Here is a 20,665-nt window from a genome sequence, read left to right as displayed (position 1 = left end):
TTTCCCCAATTAGGAATTCAAATGGAAAATAGCAGCATGGAAAAAATAAGTGATGGCGTATCCATGCTTATGCAAGAAAGGATACGTGAAACATTAAGCGAGATAGAACGCTCTCACCAAGTCAAAATATTATTTGCCTGTGAATCCGGTAGTCGTGGCTGGGGATTTGCCTCGCAAGACAGCGATTATGATGTGCGCTTTATCTATGTGCATACACTCGAGTGGTATCTCACACTCGACAGAAAGCGTGATGTGATAGAAAAGCCGATTGACGACGAGCTAGATGTATCGGGCTGGGAATTATCAAAAGCCTTAAAACTGATGCGTAATTCCAACCCCGCATTAATTGAATGGTTACAATCACCGATTGTTTATCATAAAGATGAGGGCTTTTTTGCTCAGTTAGAATCACTGGCTGAACAATTTTACTCGCCGTTAAAAGCGCGTTATCACTACCTTTCTATCAGTAAAAGAAACTTACACACTGATTTTAAGGGCGAAGAAGTGAGATTAAAAAAATACTTTTATATCTTACGATCCGTATTAGCCTTGCGATGGATAGAGAACCATAAAAATATGCCACCGATGGCTTTTAGTGATTTAGTCGCGGCATGTGTTAGCCAAAAGGATGTATTAGCAGAAATTAATACGCTGCTAGAGATAAAAGGTCGAGGCAAAGAAAGCCTTTATGGTACGCGCAGACCCGCTATTGATGCATTAATCCAGGAAACGATAGACAACATGGAACGCTATCAATTTCCAGAGCCGTCTTGTAGAGATAGTCGCCTGTTAGATACGTTCTTACAGAAAACCATCTTAAAATTTAGTGCTAAATAGCATTTTTCATTATCAAACAAAGGGCATCGATTTCGATGCCCTTTTCACTATTTCACGTTATTTATCGCCAATTCTCACTTTTTACCACGGAATATTTCCCAGCACCCAGCAAAGCAATCGCTAGCGCACTCACAAAGAAATAAACGATGCTCTCAATCGCCCATGCCCCTGTTTTATCCAGTAAGAACGTTTTATCTAACCCCACCATTAACCATGCAACAACCATCGTGAACGCCACTAACAACGCGGATGGTCGGGTTAAAATACCCAACACAATGAAAATAGGGGCAACCACTTCACCCAAAATTGTGCCGTAAGCAATAAATTCAGGTAAACCATAAGAGGCTAACAACCCTTTGATGCCACTCGCACCTGTTAGCAACTTGCTCATTCCATGAAATAGCATTAATCCGCCCACCGCTAAGCGCAACAGCAATTTTCCTGCGTCTTCATGTGACAAACAACGATTGAAAAGTCCGACCATTTTGCACCCCATCTCTCTACGTTATGTTACTTATCATTATGGTTCAAAAATCAGAAATGAGAATTGTTTTAATTTTCATTTTATTCATCTATATCAAGGTAATTTTAGTTATTTTTAATGCACTATTTCTTATTCAAAAATAGCGTTTATGCTCTCTTTTTTTGAACTAATTTTTTGAACCCCACAACTCAATGTGCAGTTAAATTGAAAAGAACCCCGTCAAAAATTGACCACATAATTAACAAGACTAATCACTCAATAAATTTTTAATTAATTAAACAAAAATATAAGAAAAGCAAAATACTCTTTTTACCTGTTTAAATACTGAAGATAAATAAAAACAAAAAATGCCAGAATAAAAATAAAATAGAAAAAAACCAAGAAACAAAATCTTCCTTATATTATCTATACTTAACTAAGTAACATCACTCATTACAAGCAAGAAAATAGTACATAAGATAATTAAAAATAAAAAAATCAGTTTTTTAATCTGAAAATTTAAAATCATTGGTTTTATAAACCTGATAATTCCACTTTACATATCTTGAAGATCTTTAAACCTTGTCTAAGCTTAAAAAGCTAGTCAATTCTGGTTAGCGAAAAAAAATCACTTATTTTAATTAATCGAGAACCTCGATGGGGTTAATTATGCCTAGACATATACTTTCTCTATCAATACTGTCCTTATCCGTGTTATCTGGCTCAGTAATTGCTGCCACAAATAGCCCTGGAGGTATTATTTCTTTCTCCGGTGCAATTAGTGATACTACCTGTACGATTAATGGTAATAACAGCGCTGATATGTCGATTGCTTTAGATCCGATTATATCTTCTGATGCAGGAACAACGGCAAGTACAGTTATTACAAAAAACCAAAAAGCCTTTGGGCTTACCTTTTCAAACTGTGCAATTGTTGGTGGAGGTACACCAGCAGGAACATTAAAACTTCACTTCTCTTCAAGTAATATTTCGCCTTCAGGCCTGTATTTAATGAATACAACAGTGAACGAAAATGACCCGACCGTTGCTCGCAACGTAGGTTTCAGCTTATCACAAACTGGATCACCAACTGTTGCTATTCCATTAAATACGACCTTTGATACTCAGCTAACTGCAGCCAATACCACTTCAGCTGCGGGTGCAACATTGAACTTAATTGCGAGTTACTACAAAACAAATGCGACTGCCGCATCTGTCGGTGCGCTGCAATCAAACGTTATTTATACCGTTTCATATCTATAACAATAAACTCAAGCTAGGTTCCTCTGAGCCTAGCTTTTAGTGAGAATTTATTATGAAAATAAAATTATTATTCTTACTTCTTTTATTCTTTTCTAAAGAAACATTTTCAAACGTTATTATTACAGGAACAAGGATTATATATCCGGAAGCTGCACAAAGCATGTCTATTCAATTAACTAATAACAGTAAAACACCATCATTAGTTCAATCTTGGATTGATGATGGCAATATAAACTCAACGCCTGAAAATTCAGACGCACCTTTTTATCTTTATCCTCCCATTATCAAAATAGAGGGTTTACAAGGGCAACAATTAAAAATCAAAAAAACAGATAGAAAACTCCCAGATAATGTTGAAAGTGTTTTTTATTTAAATGTCCTAGATATTCCTAAAGCACCTGATTCAATGAAAGGGAAAAATGGAATTCAATTAGCGGCACGTTCAAGAATAAAGTTATTTTATCGACCTACGGGATTAACTGAATCACCTGAAAATATCACGGACAATATTAGTTACCAACTAAATAATAACGGTATTGTCGTGAATAATAACTCCCAATACCACTTTACAATCGCTGCTATTACAACGCCTGAAGATAAAAAAACAGCGCTTGTTGATTCCGAGATGGTTCCACCACACACATCCAAAACTCTGCCGTTAAAAAAGCAGTTAAAAGGTAGCAATCTTATTCTGACTTATGTTGATGATTATGGTGTTTTCAAATCTAAAAACCTTCAGCTTTAACAGAAGAAACCATCATGAAAAAAGAAAATTATCTCTACATCCTTATTTTAATAGGGCTACAGACTTATCTAAAAAATGCATTTGCAGATGAATTTGATACCTCCCTTTTGGTGGGTGAATCTGCAAAAGGAGATATTTCTCGTTTCTATTCTGATGGACAAACTCCAGCTGGCAAACAGCTTGCGGACATCTATGTTAATCAGGTTTGGAAAGGACAGTTTGACATCAATGTTGAAGATAATGGTAAGCAAATCAGCATTGCGCAAAGTGATGTCCCTAAGCTCGGCTTAAAAACCACACCTAACCAAACAGATCAGACTGAAGATAACGCATATGTTCAACTCAGCTCACTGGCACCCAACCTACATTACCAATTTAAAATCAGTGAGTTGCGACTAAACATTACTGTTCCACAAGTATCAATTAAACAATCTGAATCTGGTTATGTCGATCCCAGCTTGTGGCAACATGGCGTGCCAGCCATTATTTTTTCTTATAATACAAACTATTACAGTTATAAAGAGAAGAAACACGAGAAGAGAAATAATGAGAATTTCTATGCCACCCTCAACTCGGGTGTCAATTTAGGTGCATGGCAATTTCGTGATGAATCAAGCTATCGCTATTCATCCCATGGCTCGCAAAAATGGCGCAATAACACCCGCTATGTATACCGCCCAATCAGCCAGATTAATTCAGGGCTGAAGGCTGGCGATTTTTATACACCAACGGCGCTATTTAATAGCATCCGTATGCGAGGAATAATGCTCGCAACGGAAGTGGGTATGTTGCCGAACTCAAGCCAAAACTTTGTGCCGATTATTCGAGGCGTCGCACAAACCAACGCCTTAGTCACCGTTTATCAAAATGGGTATTTGGTCTATCAAGAAAACGTGCCGCCAGGTGAATTCGCATTTAACGATATTCAGCCTAGCGCGGGAAGCGGTGATTTATTGGTGGTAATACAAGAAGCGGATGGCCGAAAAGAATCATTCTCTGTTCCCTACTCCGCCGTACCCGACATGCTTAAAGAGGGCGTTTCCAACTATAACGTTCTTGCTGGGCAAGCCAAAATCGACAATACCTCATACCAACCTAAATTTATTCAAGGTGAATATCATTACGGCTTGAATAACTTAGTGACGCTCTATTCCGGCGCTCTGCTCAGTGAAAAATATTACTCCGCCGTTATTGGGAGTGGTTGGAACTTTCGCTTTGGTGCTATCTCCGCAGACATCACTCATGCCAAAACTAAATTAGATAGCGGAGATAAGAGTGGCCAAAGCTATCGTTTAACCTACAGTAAATTTATTGACGCCACCTCGACCAGTTTAACTCTCGCCACATACCGCTATTCCACTAGCGGCTACTATAGCTTTGTCGATTCAATTTATTCTCATGATAACTATAAAGCCTGGCAGCGATATCAAGACGAAAATGCCAACCAAATTGGCAATAATAATAACAATTCCGATCTCTCGCTAAGTAACTTCGATGCCTTACGAGGCTCACGGGCGAAAAATACCTTCACCGTTAACTTGAATCAGCAACTTGGCGACAATTATGGCTCTGTTTTTGTTTCTGGAACCCATCGTGATTACTGGAATACTCACGGCAGTAGCCGAGAATATCAAGTTGGTTATGCCAACAACTATAACGACATTTCCTACAGCGTGTCCGTATCACGGATGCGTAATTACGATAACAAAGAAGAAACCCGCGTTTATATGAATGTTAGCGTTCCTATTAACCTATTCGAAAAACGCGCTAACGTGAGCTTAGGCAGCTATTTTACTGACTCTCACTATGAACAAACGGCCTTGAGTGTCAGTGGTATCGCGGGGAAAGATAACCAAGTTAATTACACCGTGACAGGCACGAATCAGTCTGGGGGTAACAATGTCCTCGGTGGAAATATTACCTATAAGCACCCTTACACCACATTATCCGGTTCATATACCGAAGCGAATGATTATCGTCAGGCCGGATTAGGCGCTCGAGGTACCTTGGTCGCTATCCCTAACCATATCGCCTTATCAGGTGATACCGGAGATACCTACACCATCATTGATGCCCCAATGGCCAATAATATGATGGTCAATGACGATAAAACCACGCTAACCAATCAGCGCGGTGTGGTGCTAGTGACCAACAGCACCCCTTATCGCGCTAATTCATATACCCTTTCTGATACCGAAAATACGGCTGGCGCTGAAGTGCTCGGAAATATGGCAAACATCAGCCCGTACCAAGGCGCAGTTAACTACATCAAGTTAGAAACAGACACTCGGCAAACCTTTATTTTACGCGGTGAATTAGCCAATGGTCACAGCCTGCCATTTGGTACTGAAGTCGTCGATCCACAGCAGCAAAATATTGGCTATGTAGGGCAATCTGGCGTGCTGTACCTTAAGAGTGAACAGCTACCTTCAGCCTTACACATCAAGCTGAAAGGGGAGAGAGAGTGTGTGATCCATCAACCAGTTGACACGATGGATAAAGGTAAAAACCGCTGTCAATAAAGGAAAATCCAATGAAAAAAACCACATTGGCACTATTATTTTCAAGTTTACTTGCCGTCAGCCAGTATGCCTCTGCTAACTGTCGACAAGCGTCAACCGTCACGGCATCCCCTATTACTTTTGATTTATCAAACGATTTAACCAGCTCATCGACTGTCGTAACCAAAGACTCTCGAACCATATTTTCCGGTACATTTACTTGTACCAATAATGGATTACTCCCTAATGTCGTAGGTATTGCCTCACCATTTCAAGGTCGAAAAGCGACCGTGGGATTCAATGGAGGTAAGCAATTAGTCGAAGTGACAGTCACTAAATTAGAAAAAAACAATGTGTCAAACTTGTCCCCTGGTTCCCATAACGCCAATGAACTCAATGTAAATTTCACCATGCAATTTACACTGGTGACTGTCAAACCGAGCTCGAACTATATTGAAATTGCAGGAAGCACCGCAACGATTAACCCCGTTGTTTTTGCTTCGGATGCATCCACTTTAGGTCTTGTACAATGGCTTATTGATGTGGTGGCTAGACTCTTAGCATTTTTACTGGGATTTGTATGGACAACTCAGCCTGATGATATCTATTTACAACCCGTTCAAGTGACTTATAGCCCTATTACCACCACCTGTAACTTTGCAAACCAAGGTTTAGTAGTGACCCTGCCCCCCGTCAGCATCAGTACCGTTAAATCAGCAACACGTGCAGGCTATACTCCCTTTAATCTCAACTTCACTTGCAGTGATTTTCTTGCAGGAGGCAACGCATCAAGAGATATCAATATCTTTTTATCCAGCAGCAGCTTACTCGCGACAGATAAAACCACCATGAATAATACTGCCAGCCAAGGCGCCGCAGGTGTAGGTTTTCGCTTGGTCGCTGCAAGTAATCCCACCAGCCCAATTACCCTCTCCAATAGCGTGGCTGCACAAAATACCGCAACCTCTATTTTCACGGTAACAAAAGGGAGCCCAATATCCCCATCATTTACCCTCAATATGGGGGCTTACTATTACCCTTATACCCCTGCCATCGTGACGCAAGGCCCTGTATCCAGCACCGCAACTGTGGTCATGTCTTATAATTAGAAGGATGAAAAAATGCGATATATTCAAGGGATTATTTACAGTTTTATGTTGCTCCTTCTCAGCTCACAGGTGCACGCGAGCTTAATACTCAAAAAAACGCGTCTGATTTACTTAAGCGACCAAAAATCTGCCAATATTCAAACCATTAATGACAGTGAACAAGCAAGCTTAGTCCAGAGTTGGGTTGATGAGGGCAATATCCATTCCACCCCTGAAACAACAGAGGCGCCGTTTATTGTGACGCCGCCTGTGACCAAAATCGCCGCTCATGATGGCGCGCAATTACGGATTCGATTTATTGGAGGGGATTTACCGCAAGATAGAGAATCTGTTTTTTACCTGAATGTACTTGATATCTCGCCAAAACCTCTAAATAAAGAAGGGATGAATATTATTCAGTTAGCGCTACAAATTCGTATCAAAGTTTTTTATCGACCCGCAGCGCTTGCCAGTGGCGTAGAGTCATTTATCAATAACGTGAGTGCCTTACATTCCGAGAATCAGCTTTCGATTAAAAACCCTACCCCTTATTTTTTGAATATTTCACAGCTCTATTATGAAAATAACCAAAATACCCCCATCGCGAAAAGCGTTATGATCCCACCGTATTCAACTGAAAAGCTAGAAGGGAGTCATCGGCAAAATGGTAAACTTATTGCGGTGTATATCAATGATCAAGGCAGCTTAGTCACCCATGCTTTAAGCGTAAATTAGATAACCGAACCTATCTGGCTCGGTTATTCATTTTTAAATATGGATCGTATAAAAACAGTAACGCAGCATAAATTCCGCAATCAGCGCACAAACACAGCCCACCACAAGAACATAGTGGCTACGCCCAACCAGAACGCCCTGTGCTTCGCCTTTAATGCGATAAAATGCCCCCATACCGATAGCCACAATGGCAATAAACCCAATCACCCAACTGGCTAAACGCAGTAACCAAATCTGTTGATAAGCATTAATTGAATCAATGGGAAAAGTGACGGATTCATTGGTATAAGCGGTTTCCAGCAAATAGTTTTCGTAGAATGGTTGATAAATCAAACGAACCACTAAGCTCACGCCCACCACCATCAATAATGCAAGCGCCCTATTTTGACCTCGATCTTTCAGTAGAAGGCTAACCAGTAAATAGTAGCCTGCCGCCCCTAGGGTCAACATCGCCCCATAAAACATCAGATAGGTATTGTCATTCATCCACACTAACATGGAGGTATAACGGTAAATCGACCCCATCGCATGCACATCACACAGTCCCGCGATAATCGCCAGCCCCAATAACCCGTAAGACAGTCGTTTTTTAAACCACATCCACAAAAAAGTGAGGCCCAAGAACGTAAAGTAAGTCGCCGTAAAAACCACTTCACGACTGAGCCAAGAGGAGAAAATATTTAATAACGAATTGGGTGCATTGAGCGGCACCCCCAAGTGTGTAATGGAGGAGAGCAACCCCATACCTGCCAGCACACAAGCGATAAACAAATAGCGCAACAGAAAGCTCGAAGGAATATTTCCACCAAGAGTCGTCGCCAATCTTTTTGCACAAATCCCCAGCATCACACTTAACCCGATAGAGGCTTGCATCAGCAAGGTAAATATTAATAGTGGCCATTCATTCATTTTTTCGCTCCTTGGATCGCGGTATGACGCCCCGCCCCTTGGTGCGGGTGGATCACTAAATTGGGGTGAGTAATGGATGAGTCTGGCAGCCCTTTCACATCAGCTTGCGAGCCGAAGCGCTCGCGCAGCTCATCAATAGGGCCAAACTGAATTGCACCGAGTGGGCACGTCGCCACACATACGGGAGTCTGCCCTTGCAGTTGTAAATCAATACAGAAATCGCACTTGGACATTTGCTTGGTTTCGGGATTCATCTGCGGCGCACCATAGGGGCACGACCACGCACAAGTTCCGCAACCCACACATTTATCCGTATTGACCATCACGATGCCATCCCCTTCACGCTTGTGCATGGCAGTAGTTGGGCAATTTTTTACGCACATTGGGTCAGCGCAGTGGTTACACGAGATAGACAGGGTGTAGGCGAACACGTTGTTCTCCCAACTGCCGCAGCCATTTTCGATAAATTCTCCGCCCGTGATCTCATAAACCCGACGAAATTTACGTCCAACTTCGAGATTATTTTTATCTTTGCAGGAAACCTGACACGCTTTGCATCCTGAGCAGCGCGCCGAATCAATATAAAACCCGAGTTGTTTGTTACTCACTGCGGGATAAACGTGGAATTTACTCATGCTTTTGCTACCTCCACCAATAAGGTTTGATGGGCATTACCGTGCGCCATTGCAGTACTGCGTGCAGATGTTAAAACGTTGGCACATCCCCCTTGATCGACACCATTTTCATCTGGCTGCCACCATGCTCCCGCTTGCAATGCCACTACTCCCGGCATAATCCGCGACGTGATTTTGACAGGTACCATCGTGATACCTCGATCGTTATGTACTTTCACGCGATCGCCCTCTGTAATGTGGCGACGTTTGGCGTCAATCGGGTTGATCCACAACTCTTGGCGCTGCACTTCTTGCAACCATGGGTTCGCAAACTGGGTGGAGTTCGCGCGGTTGCGCCCTTTCCACGTAATCAATTGCAGCGGATATTGCTGCGTTAGAGCATCTTCAGGGCCTTCAATCGCAGGCACATAATGGGAGAGCGCCGGAATATCGCGGTCATTACGGTCATACAGACGTTTCGAGAAAATCTCGATTTTGCCCGATGGGGTTTCAAACGGGTTATTGGCTAAGTCTTTAATATTTTTCTCAAATGCTACATGCCCCGTATGGGGCTTATGTTTCAAAAGATGGCGACGTTTAATCAACAATTCATCAAAAGTGGGAATTCCATCTTCAGGACGTTTTTCATGAGCATCATTGACCAGATGTTCAATCCACTGCTTTTCCGTGCGCCCTTCACTGAATTTTTCACCCACACCCAATTTGTTTGCCACATCCCAGAGCCACTCATAATCACTGCGACGTTCAAATTCAGGCTCCGCGACCTTTTCAGACAGAATAATATAATTCCCTGTGCCCCACGTCCCGCCAACATTCCAACGTTCTAAAAAGCTGGTTTCAGGCAGTAAAATGTCGGCATATTTGGCGCTTGGGGTCATATACAGGTCGCTGTAGACGATAAACTCAACCTTGTTTTCATCCTCCAGCACTTTGGCGGCATGGCGAATATCGGGGTTTTGGTTCGTCATGTAATTTCCCGCAAGGGAAAAAATCATTTTGATTTCGGTATCTAGTTTTTCCGCATTTTTTAAGCCGTTATCCGGTGTAACTAGGCTGGCATCTTCACAGGCTTGTACCCAGTTGGTGATATTAATTTTCGCTTTAACTGGGTTTTCAAACAGGCTGGGACCCGCCAGTGTTTTACGAAGATCTGGCGTCACGGCCATGCCATAACCAGCAGCCCAACCCCCTTTCACACCGACGTTTCCCGTAATGGTTGCCAGCAATGTCGCACCACGCGCAGAGCGCTCCCCACAAATATGACGCTGCGGTCCCCACCCTTGCATCAAAGCGGCGGGTTTGGTTGTGGCATATTCACGGGCAAGCTGGCGAATGGTTTGTGCAGGCACTTTGGTTATCAGCGCCGCCCATTCAGGGGTTTTCACCACGCCATCTTTTTTTCCCATCAAGTAGGAGACTAAGGATTCATGCTCCGGTACTCCATCTGGCATTTGGTGCTCATCAAAGCCAACGGTGTAGGTATCGATAAATGCCTGATCATGCAGACCTTCGCTGATGATCACGTACATCATGGCATCCATCATCGCGTTATCGGTGGTCGGTAAAATCGGGATCCACTGATCCGCCAGCGAAGAGGCAGTATCGGAATAGCGCGGATCCACCACAATAAACTTGGTGCCATTTTTCTTCATTTTTTGGAAGTAATGGTTGGTGTGACCGAAAATAGTCTCATTCGGGTTATGCCCCCATAAAATCACCAATGGGGTCTCTTCCAATGTATCTAATGTACTGCCGCTCGCCGAGGTGCCATAAGTGTAGGGCGTCACTGCCATAGTGTTACCGTTACTGACGGAGTGGTAATTTTCCAGAAATCCCCCCGTCAAATTAAACAGGCGGCGTAGCATATTCGCCCCTGAAAAAATGCCGCCCGTCACCCCAGTACTTAAGCTCACAAAGCGTGATGCGGGGCCATATTGCTGGTTAATTCGCTGCATATTTTCAGCGATAAGCGTGGTGGCTTCTTCCCAGCTAATTCGCTCGAAATGCCCTTCACCACGTTTGCCCACGCGCTTCATTGGGTATTTTAAGCGGTTCGGATGGTAGACAAATTTGCGATAGCTGCGCCCACGTACACAGGCACGCATAATCGGCATCTCTTCATCAAGATCGCCATCGGGACGTGTGCTGATGCGCGTAACAACGCCCTGTTTAACGTGGGCGCGAATATCACATTTTCCGCCGCAGTCAAAACTGCTGCATGTGGAAACCACTCGCTCACCGTCATTTGGCAAGGTGGTCGTCGGAATAATATTGGGGTTTTCTGGTGTTGAAGCGGCCGTGTTCGTGGCAATAAATGGGACAGCCATGAGTGCAGAGCTGCCTTGAATAAACCGACGACGGGTCAATGGTTCAATCAGATGTTCACTCTGATCATTATAATTTTTCATGGTAACTCTACCTCTGGCGTACATTAGGTTGCCGCGATAGCGTAAACATTTCCCACTGAGCCAACTTTTGAAAAACCGCCAAAGGCATTGGAATTTCAGCCAACCGCCTAAAACATGTGGTTATATCAATAAATTTTGCCTATATTCAGAAAATAATTCGTTATGTTTGAATTTCAGCCAATGAACGACGGTAACCAAAATTACGATGAGAAATATTCCACTAAGTACCATTGATAGTGTCGCCCGGGATGTTATCGCACTTGCGACGGATTACTTACCCAACGTACTGTTGGATTCTCATAAGCACCGCCGCGCTCAATTCTTATATGGTGCAACGGGGCTAATTGAGGTGAGTACTGAAGATGGTGAGTGGGTTATTCCCCCTGACAGTGGCGTGTGGATCCCGGAGAATACGGCTCATGAAACACGGATGCTGAATGTCAGCACCCGCAGTTTATATATCGAACCTGCGGCAGCGCCCCGCCAAGGCAATCGATGCGAAGTTTTGCGCGTCACGCCTTTACTTCGCCAATTGTTATTAGAAGCGGTTGATGTGCCGCTGGAATATGATCTTAACGGACGCGATGGATCATTGATGCAGTTAATCCTCCATGAAGTGGCACGCGCCGAGCCGCTGCCATTCTTTGCCCCTATCCCGCGAGATGAAAGCCTCGCTGCCCTGTGCCGTGAATTTTTAAAATCACCGCAAATTACCTCGCTTCCCCAAGAATGGGCTGCAAAGTTGCACAAAAGCGACCGTTCATTTAGCCGCTTTTTTGGGGCGCAAACGGGGTTGTCATTTTCAGATTGGCGACAACAAGCCTGCTTACTGAGTGCCATTAGCCAGATTTCAGCAGGCAAGTCGATCACTGAGGTGGCGTTTGATCTTGGTTACAGCAATGTGGGTTCGTTCTCAACCATGTTTAAAAAATGGCTTGGACAAACCCCATCGAGCTTTATTCAACGTATTGAATCCTAGCCTTAATCCAATGTGGCAATCAGCCATGCAGAACCGCGATAGTCACCCGCTTGGGCATTTTCCCCTTGTAGGTGGCTACTGATTTCGAACTCTTTCAGGCTGTGAATTTCCGCGTTGATCTCTTTGCCAGATTGCCCCGTTTCAAGATCGGTGATCACCAAATCGCTGTAAATCGTATCGTTCGCTTCATTTTTCATCGGTAAGCGCTTTTGAGGGTCATCATCCGGCGTGTAGTCCAATCGTAACCGCACTTTGGTCGCTGATTGGAAGAGGCAACTGTAAGTAACTTGGCCTCTAGCACGGTTGTCATAATACAAGCTGTTTAACTGCCCATGGCGTAGATTTAATATCCCTTGCTCCCCGCTACTGGTACTGGATGTGCATTTTGCACCGATATTAATTTGCGAAGCCGCCAAGCGTAATGGCACAGAAGATTCGTGAAGTGGCCAGCTATCATAAGGGGGTGCCACTTTCGGGTTGGTAAATGCACGCACGTAGCCTGCTAACGGCATTTCACTGATAATCAACTGCCCATCGATAATTTGCTCTTTGATATAAAACGTCATGGTGATAGGAAAATGGTTATCAAATCGAGGAACACCAAAGATTGTATCGCTGCTTGACATTGAGCACACGCCAGAACTGCGGTTCGTCCATTCCATCATGTCGGCTTGCACGGTCATCACGAGGTTGGCATTCAGCCGATATGCTTTAAGCCCGCCGATTGAAAATCCAGTTTCAGGTACATACATAAATAATCGATGAAATGCATTCGATGGCAAAATTTGCGTACTGGTACTTCCCCAGCGGCGCCCAACGCACTTCACTGTACCTGTCGGTTCCGCAAGGTTACTATCCACCACAAAAGGCTGCCCAACTTGATAGTAATTTTGACCGTCCGACCCCTTATCAGGGTGATCCGCCAGCGTACTGCTGTTATTCACACGTATCGTGTAACCCGTATTAGGATCAAGAATTTGTGCTGCATAATCCGCATGAGCCATCATCGCCGACAGTATTCCTCCGACTAAACAACCTACCCACGCTATGGATTTAATTTTCAACATATTGCTGTTCCCATTAGTGATAAGTGACTGAGATCATCATTGCCGACGTGAATCTTCCTGCGGGTAATTGGCTGAGTGGTCGTGTATTCACCAACTTTGCTTGAAGATTAATACGGTGCTCCGTCGCACTGATAGGCTGTGGCGTGATAGTTTGTAATAGATTGAGTTCTAAAGGAAAGATTAACCCATCCGTGATATCAGAAAAATCGATTCCCAACCCTTTTGCACTAGTGGATAAAACTTGCCGACCTTGGTACTCCTCTGTTCCATAGCCTTTTGGGTTGAGTAGAACCGACAGCGTTTTTCTTCCTGAGCACCCACTGATATACACCGGAAAATCTTTGGTTAACGAAACCCCTGGCGCACCATTAATTTCGACCACCCCAAAATTAATTTGTAGTGGTGAATCGTTATTTTCACTGCGTACGTGGCAAGCAGGGTCGACCATTGTTGCCATGACATCCACAAACACATCCCCATAAACCACCGGTGAGATAAATAACAGTAAACCCCACCAATACTTTCTGATTTTATTGATTTGCTTCACTATTTATACTCCACGGAGAACGTAGCCCAACCGGAGAACTGCCCTGTGCTGACGTAGCCATAAGGGGGCTTGCGCGCCACCACCCCAAAGGATAAAGATTGCTCATCATTCACCATCGCAACGCTGCCTACATCAATCGGCTCATCCCAAGCAATGGGTTTATCTTCACTATCCATAATTCCCAGCACCACGCCGCTATCGCCTTGAGTAATAAGGTAGTTATCCCCATCAATATTCGCTAACTGCGTCCCATGCCACGTCATCTTGATAAGTTTCCCCAGCTCTGCACGCTGGCAATGGTCGATCTCAATAGAAAATGGCGTGATAGGGCTGATCTCCCCCAGATTAAGAGACTCCATGCGTAACTCGTCTAATTGGATCTCTTTTTTGACGGAACCGGCACTCACTTTGCAGGATAAATGCACTAACTCCCCGCTAAACTCCACATCCAGAAATTGCGCATTACCTTGAGTCGAAAAGCTCCAAAAAAGGGGCGCCATCAGCCACCAAAACAGGGTTAGCTTACTCATAACTCACCTCCAGTCGCAGTGGGTGTGCTTTATCAATCACAGAAGGGAGCTGAACGGGGTTATTTCCATCAATAAGTACCACAGGGTAACGCACCGTTTCTTCCCCCGTTAAGGCATCCACCACCCGCAAAAGTGCGGGAGTTTTTGCTCCATTCTTATTTTCACTAAATACAACCCCAGCACCGCAATGGGTCAATTTCAGCGTTTTCCCTACCTCTAAACTGCATGGTGCATTGAATAACGTGGCATTCACCAAAAACCACCCCGCATGGGAAGATTCATAATGGGATTCAGTAGGTGGCACGCTGCCTAAAAATTCCTCGCCTTGCCCCCAAACACTTACGGTCATTGTGATAATCCCGATGGCTAACCGGATAATATTCATCCACATTCTCCCTTTTTATGCCTTGGTTTCATTACTGTTCCCCGGAGACCGTGCAGGTGTCTCCTTGGCAACGAAATACCAGTGTTGGCTTGCCACCATAGTCATTGATGTAGGTTAAATACGGCGTTGTCAGTGTGTGGCTGTTAATATCGAATGTGGATTTTGGGGCGACCATCACGACTTCGAACGTGCTCTCTTCCGACTGTTTTTTGCTATTGCCCACCCCAATCACCGTTAAATTAAACGGCGTGGTGTTATTCAAACGATAGCCTTTGGCCGTTTTTTGCAACGTAATGTTGTGCGCCCATTTAGTTTGGGAAGCTTCGAGGATTTTTTCAGGGCGATAAAACAGTTTGACGCGGGATTGCAGGGCGATTTGCAGTGTATTTTCTTCCGTGGATTTCGGCGGAACTTCACGCAAATTGAAATAGAAAACGGACTCTCTATCATCAGGTAATTGACTTAATAACGGCGTTTTGCTCAAACGCACTAAACTGTGACTATTGGCTTCTACCCGCTGTAATGGTGGTGTGGCAAGGATTGCGCCTTGAGTCAGTTTTTTACCTTGAAGATCTTCAATCCAACTTTGTGCTAAATAGGCTTCTTCAGGATTATCATTCGCGATGCGCACATTAATAGAGTTTTCATTGCCCGGAAAAACAATTCGCGTTCTATCCAGAGTCACCGCGCTATAGGAAAATTGTGGTATCCCAATAAGCAGACTTATCAATGCTGCGGAAATAAGTTTAAAATTCAGCATAATCAACCTCATAGATTAAAGATAATAAAAATTTCGTTATTTTTGGCATGCCGATTATTTCTGACATGGCAGTAACAGCATTGAAGAAGGGCTACTTAATGAGTCAGGCAAAGTTAACTGGCACTGTTTTTGGTTACGCCAATAGACCCATAACGCCGCATTTTTCTCGATACCCACCAACCAAGTCACCCCATCTTCTCCAACTATCCCTAGCTCTTGATTCGCTTCATTACGTACACTGGCGCCAAACGGTGGTTTTTTGCCATTTTGTAAGGTAATCACCGAGAAGAGTTTTTCCCCTTTCATCACGGGGAAGCTTCGATAGCCAATAGCGCCTTTTGTGAGCGTGATATCGCTGGTGGCACTGAGTGCTTCAATGTTGTCCGGTAATTTACTGGTATTAATGGAAGCCGAGGATTTACGGTAACTATTCACATTAGGGATCACCGCCAAACCAAAGCGGTTAGTTTTTGTGATGCCATTATTCAGCGGAACTCCGCCAATATCTGAGGTTTCCACCATTAAGCGAGTATCACCGTGGGCTGAGCGATGCAGCGCGGCTCCCTTGGTCGTTATCGTGATCCCGCTATTAATCGATGCCCCGATACTGCGGTATTGATGAGGGACATAGCTGCCATTGACGGACACGTTGGCATCCGAGAGATCACGGGAATAAAAGCCGCTCAAGCTCGTTTGGCTATCCACATCTTGTCCGTGGTTATACCCCATCGTTAGGCTGTAATTATCCCTATCCCCATAACCGCTATATCCCACATTATGGTTATATTGATTCTTTTTATTGGAACGAGAGTACAGCTCAGAAAATGTTAGGCTATGCCCGCTGTACAGCGGGATCGTCAAGTAGAGGTTAATGGCATCATCTTCATAACCATTACTCCGCTCCGTTCGTGTCGCAGAGAGTGCAATATTGCCACTATATTGGGAAAGAGAAGGAAAATTCAGGCTCGTATTGGCGTATAAACCGTACTGGGTTTGCGGGTCATCCTGCCAATAGGTGCTGTACTGGTAATTTAACGAGAGGTTAAAATCATCAAAATATTTATTTAAGTAGACTTGGTAGTTTTCCTTGGTGGCTCGCGGTGAGTGCCCAGTTCTGTCTTCATCCATATATTGCATCAGCGTTCGATACTCTTTATCAGCGAAACGGTAGCCCGCAAAGGTAATATCGGTACGGAGATCCTCGAATGACTTCGCATAATTAAAACGGTAAGAGCGCCCCTGCAAGTGTCCTTTATCGTCATCTGAATAATCAGCAAAAGATTGGGTAATATCCACCGAGACCGCCCCGAAAGAGAACAAGTCACGCCCAATCCCTAAAGCCGCACTTTGGTAATAGGCATTAAGCTGAGTTCCTCCATACAGCGACCAAGCATTTGATACACCGTATGACAATTCACCACTAATGACGGGTTCCCCCGTTAAATGTCGATTGTCATAACGTGTTTTCCCCACTGCCGCTTTATAGTTTATCCGGCCGGGACGGGTTAAGTAGGGTAGCGATGCGGTACTGAGGCTAAATTTATTCTCTTCCCCATTTTCTTCGCGCACCGTCACATCCAGCACACCGCGGATCCCGCTATCCAGTGTTTGAATACGAAAAGGCCCTGGTGGCACAGAGGTTTCTGAAATGATCCGATCCTGACTACGGACGATCACAATGGCGTTGGTTTTTGCTACCCCAATAATTTCAGGGGCATATCCCACCAATTTTGGCGGTAGCATACGATCATCACTTTCAACGGAAATCCCTGTATATTGCCAAGAATCAAACACGTCCGAATAAAAGTTACTTTCCCCGAACGTAAGTAGTGCAGCTACTTCTTTCAATGAGCGAAACGCATATAACCGACTGAAATCAAAGTTATGTTTTTCTTGCGAATAACTGCCACCATGCTGCTTTTGATAAGTTCCATTGAAATCGCCGCGCAACCGCCAAGCCCCAATGTTAATGCCCGATGTACCATTACCGGATAAGTAAACACGCTTATCACCATCGGTTTCTTTTGTAGCAGAAATATTCGCGCTGTAGTCCACAAATAGACCATTGATCCCCTCTTCCCATAATTTTGGGGGAACCCAATAAGGATCCCGATATTCCATCCACATTTGGGGAATGGTCATTTTTAGGGACATTGAAGGCAAATCCACTTTGGTTTGCACCCCAGCCAGAGCTGAAAAATTCAAACATTTTTCGTCATGAAATAATGTGACTTTTTCCTCTGCAGATTTTTTTAGCCCCATAAAATCCAGCAACTGAGGTGCCAGACACACTTGCTGAGAACCTACACTTTTTGCACTTTTATCATCAAAAACAGCGATATCTCGTGGCTCACCTAAACGCAGACCATTGACAAAAACCGTCAAAATATAGTCTCCAGGTGGAACATATCCCGCAACAGAGAATTGGCTCATATCAATGTTATTAATATCTTCGGCATCTAACACATCGGTATTAAATTCAGCAGCGTAGCTATTGCCAATCCCCATACTTAGCGCCAATAAAATCGTCTGTCTTAGTTTGCTATGTTTGAACATCATGCTCTATACCATCCCAAATGCGACGAGTGTGCCCCTCTCGAAAATGATTTCGAGATCATGTTTATCTACAAGTTATTGATAATCGACGTTATTGATAATCGATAAAAAAACGGATTAACCCTTGATAGTTACCCGCTTGAATAGGTTGCCCAGTTAGCTCTAGACGTAAAAAGTACTGTAGATAGAGCGCTTTTCCTGATTTGTCTTGCCGTAATACATTATTTGCTAAAGGGTAATATTGCCCTGGAATCAATGTGTTCAAACGGCTATCAAGGACAGAAACCCCGAGACCTTGTGATGCGCCTCGTAGTACAAATGTATCAATGTGTTCCGCTGTTTCCCCTGCAAATCGAATAAACCATGTTTTACTGTCGAGTGAAGAATAAAGGCTTCCACAGTCTCGTAACTCAATAATAAAAGGTTGGTTATGCTGCTCACGCTGCAACTTCGTACCCAGCAGAGGGATTGCCAAAGGTGAAAAATCAATCGTTTGAAATCTATTTTCCATGACAACCGAACACGGTGTCGCGATGACAATACCTTTCAGCGTTGCGCTGCCATTAAGCTCTATTTTTTTATTCACTGCAGCCCCTGAAGTTATCGGGCATACCAGAATGGTCATCGTCATCAGTTGAGCTAATTGGCGAGTTACCCATTGATAAACAATCACAATTGTCTCCCTCAACGTTCTTCTTCAATCCAGTCCTGATACCGCCAGTATTCACTGGCGGTAGACTCATATGCTTACTGATAGGTAATTCGGAAGTTAGTCACTGCGCTGAATTTACCTTCAGCGACATCTTTTGTGGTATCAACAGCTTTCGCTAATGCTTTGAAGGTTAAGGTGTTATCCCCCTTCTTATTGATAATCCGCGATAAAATATCTTTGGCTTTACCAAATTCAAAACCATCAATACCAATACCCACGTTGTTTGCATTGCCCGGAGAAGTTGAAAGCAAAGTATTACCCGCATCAGCGTAGTTTTGCCCCGTAAAGACCAGCTCCATGTTTTTCACTGCCGCTGCCGCCCCTGTACCATCTTTGGTGTAATCTGAAAAATCACACCCTGTTAATTCAATATTAAAATCCACTTCAGCCGTTCGGCCATTCTCTAAACCTCTGCGAGAAAGCTGACCAAAATCAATAGTTTGTTTTAATGATGGTTGAGCAATATTGCAGGGTGAAGTCACCACTGTACCGATAAAATTCACTGTACCTGTGTTCTCCGCCATAACACTAAAAGAAGTCGCTGATGTTGCCAGCAGTGTAATGATTGCTAACTGATTAAGTTTCATATAATGACTTTCCTTTCGTTTAAAAATTAAAGAAACGCAATACACCATTAAATAATTAATGGAACAAAAAAAACATTAAATAACAATTAATTACACAATTAATGAAGAATGTTTGAATTTGATTATTCGTTATTAAAGATCATGTAAGGCTTTGAACTTTAATTTATCGTAATAGGAATATTTTGATTTTTTATCTTGAAATAAAAAATTATCTTGTAGTTTTATCTCTGCTATTTCATCTGAATAGTTAGCAATAACCTTGAAAAAGAATTCAGACCAATCCTTGCCTAGTTCCTTTAATATAGCATCAAGCGTCTCTATGTTTATGCTTGTAATTCCACGTTCATAGCGAGATATTTGTTGCTGACTAATATGAAGCATGCTCCCTAATTCCTCACCAGTTAATGAACAATTAAGCCGTGCTTCTCTGATAAATGAACCAACTTCTTCACGTAATCGATATTTGTTTTTCATAATATTAAAACCAATTTAAATAGCTTTAATTTTATTTACTCAAAGGTAGCCAATTCATTGAGCAAATAGCGCAATAAAAAATGGATATATCCAAAGTGCAGGAAATTTAATTTATTAAAATATAGATACAGTAAATAAATCTGTAAATACGTTTATATCGATCGAAATTATATCATTCAATAGTTAATACCTATCAAATTAACTTTATTGATCGCTTAAATATCATAATTAAATTTATATAACATTAATTATCAATGAATTAAATAACCAAATTCATATAATATAATTAGCTAATAATTTAAAAACCCGCCTTCTTTCATCATTATAAATCATTAAAAACAATATTATTTAAAATTAAAAAAAGAGAAGGAAATCTAATTATAAATATTTCAAATAATAACTTAATAAAATTTACTCCAGATTAAAAACAAACAATATCAAACATAAAATCTTAATGCTTTCATAAAATATGAAAATAAACTTA

General features: G+C 42.9%; 20 protein-coding genes. 7 read left to right on the top strand and 13 right to left on the bottom strand.

Annotation, left to right across the window (positions count from 1 at the left end):
- Nucleotides 1-21 precede the first annotated feature (21 nt).
- Nucleotides 22-837 carry a nucleotidyltransferase domain-containing protein gene (locus QS795_RS02190; RefSeq protein WP_418055367.1) on the top strand — a complete coding sequence of 272 codons (816 nt, stop codon included), beginning with the start codon at nt 22-24 and terminating at the stop codon, nt 835-837.
- Between the two features lie 61 nt (nt 838-898).
- On the opposite strand, the gene QS795_RS02185 is transcribed toward QS795_RS02190, so the two are convergent.
- Nucleotides 899-1,321, bottom strand: a complete 423-nt coding sequence (locus QS795_RS02185) for a DoxX family protein (protein WP_006663313.1) — start codon at nt 1,319-1,321, stop codon at nt 899-901.
- A 648-nt stretch (nt 1,322-1,969) separates the two neighbouring features.
- Between QS795_RS02185 and QS795_RS02180 the strand changes: the two genes are divergently transcribed.
- Genes QS795_RS02180 through QS795_RS02160 form a run of 5 tightly spaced genes read left to right on the top strand, consistent with a single transcriptional unit; the run spans nt 1,970 to nt 7,632 of the window.
- Nucleotides 1,970-2,563, top strand: coding sequence for a fimbrial protein (locus QS795_RS02180; protein ID WP_154602067.1), 594 nt, complete (start codon nt 1,970-1,972; stop codon nt 2,561-2,563).
- A gap of 52 nt (nt 2,564-2,615) precedes the next feature.
- Entirely contained in the window at nt 2,616-3,308 is a 693-nt protein-coding gene (locus QS795_RS02175) for a fimbrial biogenesis chaperone (protein ID WP_286271144.1), read from the top strand.
- A 14-nt stretch (nt 3,309-3,322) separates the two neighbouring features.
- A complete protein-coding gene (locus tag QS795_RS02170) occupies nt 3,323-5,830 on the top strand; it encodes a fimbria/pilus outer membrane usher protein (protein WP_286271143.1) in 2,508 nt (835 codons plus the stop codon).
- An 11-nt stretch (nt 5,831-5,841) separates the two neighbouring features.
- Nucleotides 5,842-6,918, top strand: a complete 1,077-nt coding sequence (locus QS795_RS02165) for a fimbrial protein (RefSeq protein ID WP_286271141.1) — start codon at nt 5,842-5,844, stop codon at nt 6,916-6,918.
- Nucleotides 6,919-6,930: 12 nt separating this feature from the next.
- Entirely contained in the window at nt 6,931-7,632 is a 702-nt protein-coding gene (locus QS795_RS02160; protein WP_286271140.1) for a fimbrial biogenesis chaperone, read from the top strand.
- Between the two features lie 33 nt (nt 7,633-7,665).
- Here QS795_RS02160 and QS795_RS02155 read toward each other — a convergent pair whose 3' ends face one another.
- Genes QS795_RS02155 through QS795_RS02145 form a run of 3 tightly spaced genes read right to left on the bottom strand, consistent with a single transcriptional unit; the run spans nt 7,666 to nt 11,584 of the window.
- On the bottom strand, nt 7,666-8,541 hold the full coding sequence (locus QS795_RS02155; protein WP_286271139.1) for a dimethyl sulfoxide reductase anchor subunit family protein: 876 nt from the start codon (nt 8,539-8,541) through the stop codon (nt 7,666-7,668).
- Nucleotides 8,538-9,176, bottom strand: a complete 639-nt coding sequence (locus QS795_RS02150) for a DMSO/selenate family reductase complex B subunit (protein ID WP_318626797.1) — start codon at nt 9,174-9,176, stop codon at nt 8,538-8,540. The genes QS795_RS02155 and QS795_RS02150 overlap by 4 nt, the downstream gene beginning before the upstream one ends.
- Nucleotides 9,173-11,584, bottom strand: a complete 2,412-nt coding sequence (locus tag QS795_RS02145; protein WP_318626795.1) for a DMSO/selenate family reductase complex A subunit — start codon at nt 11,582-11,584, stop codon at nt 9,173-9,175. Before QS795_RS02145 ends, QS795_RS02150 begins: the two co-directional genes overlap by 4 nt.
- Nucleotides 11,585-11,789: 205 nt before the next feature.
- Here QS795_RS02145 and QS795_RS02140 point away from each other — a divergent pair, with 205 nt between their 5' ends.
- Complete coding sequence (locus QS795_RS02140) at nt 11,790-12,563, top strand: AraC family transcriptional regulator (protein ID WP_132497125.1); 774 nt, start codon at nt 11,790-11,792, stop codon at nt 12,561-12,563.
- A 2-nt stretch (nt 12,564-12,565) separates the two neighbouring features.
- On the opposite strand, the gene QS795_RS02135 is transcribed toward QS795_RS02140, so the two are convergent.
- From QS795_RS02135 to QS795_RS02095, 9 genes are all read right to left on the bottom strand, one after another.
- Nucleotides 12,566-13,630 carry an adhesin gene (locus QS795_RS02135; RefSeq protein ID WP_286271130.1) on the bottom strand — a complete coding sequence of 355 codons (1,065 nt, stop codon included), beginning with the start codon at nt 13,628-13,630 and terminating at the stop codon, nt 12,566-12,568.
- Nucleotides 13,631-13,643: 13 nt separating this feature from the next.
- Nucleotides 13,644-14,177: a fimbrial protein gene (locus QS795_RS02130; protein ID WP_286271129.1), complete on the bottom strand. Its 534-nt coding sequence runs from the start codon at nt 14,175-14,177 to the stop codon at nt 13,644-13,646.
- On the bottom strand, nt 14,177-14,707 hold the full coding sequence (locus QS795_RS02125) for a fimbrial protein (protein ID WP_286271127.1): 531 nt from the start codon (nt 14,705-14,707) through the stop codon (nt 14,177-14,179). The genes QS795_RS02130 and QS795_RS02125 overlap by 1 nt, the downstream gene beginning before the upstream one ends.
- Entirely contained in the window at nt 14,700-15,092 is a 393-nt protein-coding gene (locus QS795_RS02120; RefSeq protein ID WP_286271126.1) for a hypothetical protein, read from the bottom strand. Before QS795_RS02120 ends, QS795_RS02125 begins: the two co-directional genes overlap by 8 nt.
- A 31-nt stretch (nt 15,093-15,123) precedes the next feature.
- Nucleotides 15,124-15,852, bottom strand: a complete 729-nt coding sequence (locus QS795_RS02115) for a fimbria/pilus periplasmic chaperone (protein ID WP_286271124.1) — start codon at nt 15,850-15,852, stop codon at nt 15,124-15,126.
- Nucleotides 15,853-15,906: 54 nt separating this feature from the next.
- On the bottom strand, nt 15,907-18,411 hold the full coding sequence (locus QS795_RS02110; protein WP_286271123.1) for a fimbria/pilus outer membrane usher protein: 2,505 nt from the start codon (nt 18,409-18,411) through the stop codon (nt 15,907-15,909).
- Nucleotides 18,412-18,499: 88 nt separating this feature from the next.
- Nucleotides 18,500-19,081, bottom strand: a complete 582-nt coding sequence (locus QS795_RS02105; protein WP_181478662.1) for a fimbrial protein — start codon at nt 19,079-19,081, stop codon at nt 18,500-18,502.
- Nucleotides 19,082-19,155: 74 nt separating this feature from the next.
- On the bottom strand, nt 19,156-19,707 hold the full coding sequence (locus tag QS795_RS02100) for a fimbrial protein (RefSeq protein WP_154602053.1): 552 nt from the start codon (nt 19,705-19,707) through the stop codon (nt 19,156-19,158).
- 132 nt (nt 19,708-19,839) lie between these two features.
- On the bottom strand, nt 19,840-20,181 hold the full coding sequence (locus QS795_RS02095) for a helix-turn-helix domain-containing protein (protein WP_286271119.1): 342 nt from the start codon (nt 20,179-20,181) through the stop codon (nt 19,840-19,842).
- Nucleotides 20,182-20,665 lie beyond the last annotated feature (484 nt).

Origin of the sequence: Providencia zhijiangensis, assembly GCF_030315915.2 — a bacterium.
Lineage (GTDB): Bacteria > Pseudomonadota > Gammaproteobacteria > Enterobacterales > Enterobacteriaceae > Providencia > Providencia zhijiangensis.
The sequence above is the reverse complement of the archived record's forward strand: the minus strand, read 5'-3'. Positions and strand labels throughout refer to the sequence as shown.

What these genes read in the sequence shown, in the direction of transcription:
- QS795_RS02190 (WP_418055367.1), top strand. Translation starts at nt 22, where the DNA reads ATGGAAAATAGCAGCATGGAAAAAATAAGTGATGGCGTATCCATGCTT.
- QS795_RS02185 (WP_006663313.1), bottom strand. Translation starts at nt 1,321, where the DNA reads ATGGTCGGACTTTTCAATCGTTGTTTGTCACATGAAGACGCAGGAAAA.
- QS795_RS02180 (WP_154602067.1), top strand. Translation starts at nt 1,970, where the DNA reads ATGCCTAGACATATACTTTCTCTATCAATACTGTCCTTATCCGTGTTA.
- QS795_RS02175 (WP_286271144.1), top strand. Translation starts at nt 2,616, where the DNA reads ATGAAAATAAAATTATTATTCTTACTTCTTTTATTCTTTTCTAAAGAA.
- QS795_RS02170 (WP_286271143.1), top strand. Translation starts at nt 3,323, where the DNA reads ATGAAAAAAGAAAATTATCTCTACATCCTTATTTTAATAGGGCTACAG.
- QS795_RS02165 (WP_286271141.1), top strand. Translation starts at nt 5,842, where the DNA reads ATGAAAAAAACCACATTGGCACTATTATTTTCAAGTTTACTTGCCGTC.
- QS795_RS02160 (WP_286271140.1), top strand. Translation starts at nt 6,931, where the DNA reads ATGCGATATATTCAAGGGATTATTTACAGTTTTATGTTGCTCCTTCTC.
- QS795_RS02155 (WP_286271139.1), bottom strand. Translation starts at nt 8,541, where the DNA reads ATGAATGAATGGCCACTATTAATATTTACCTTGCTGATGCAAGCCTCT.
- QS795_RS02150 (WP_318626797.1), bottom strand. Translation starts at nt 9,176, where the DNA reads ATGAGTAAATTCCACGTTTATCCCGCAGTGAGTAACAAACAACTCGGG.
- QS795_RS02145 (WP_318626795.1), bottom strand. Translation starts at nt 11,584, where the DNA reads ATGAAAAATTATAATGATCAGAGTGAACATCTGATTGAACCATTGACC.
- QS795_RS02140 (WP_132497125.1), top strand. Translation starts at nt 11,790, where the DNA reads ATGAGAAATATTCCACTAAGTACCATTGATAGTGTCGCCCGGGATGTT.
- QS795_RS02135 (WP_286271130.1), bottom strand. Translation starts at nt 13,630, where the DNA reads ATGTTGAAAATTAAATCCATAGCGTGGGTAGGTTGTTTAGTCGGAGGA.
- QS795_RS02125 (WP_286271127.1), bottom strand. Translation starts at nt 14,707, where the DNA reads ATGAGTAAGCTAACCCTGTTTTGGTGGCTGATGGCGCCCCTTTTTTGG.
- QS795_RS02120 (WP_286271126.1), bottom strand. Translation starts at nt 15,092, where the DNA reads ATGAATATTATCCGGTTAGCCATCGGGATTATCACAATGACCGTAAGT.
- QS795_RS02115 (WP_286271124.1), bottom strand. Translation starts at nt 15,852, where the DNA reads ATGCTGAATTTTAAACTTATTTCCGCAGCATTGATAAGTCTGCTTATT.
- QS795_RS02110 (WP_286271123.1), bottom strand. Translation starts at nt 18,411, where the DNA reads ATGATGTTCAAACATAGCAAACTAAGACAGACGATTTTATTGGCGCTA.
- QS795_RS02100 (WP_154602053.1), bottom strand. Translation starts at nt 19,707, where the DNA reads ATGAAACTTAATCAGTTAGCAATCATTACACTGCTGGCAACATCAGCG.
- QS795_RS02095 (WP_286271119.1), bottom strand. Translation starts at nt 20,181, where the DNA reads ATGAAAAACAAATATCGATTACGTGAAGAAGTTGGTTCATTTATCAGA.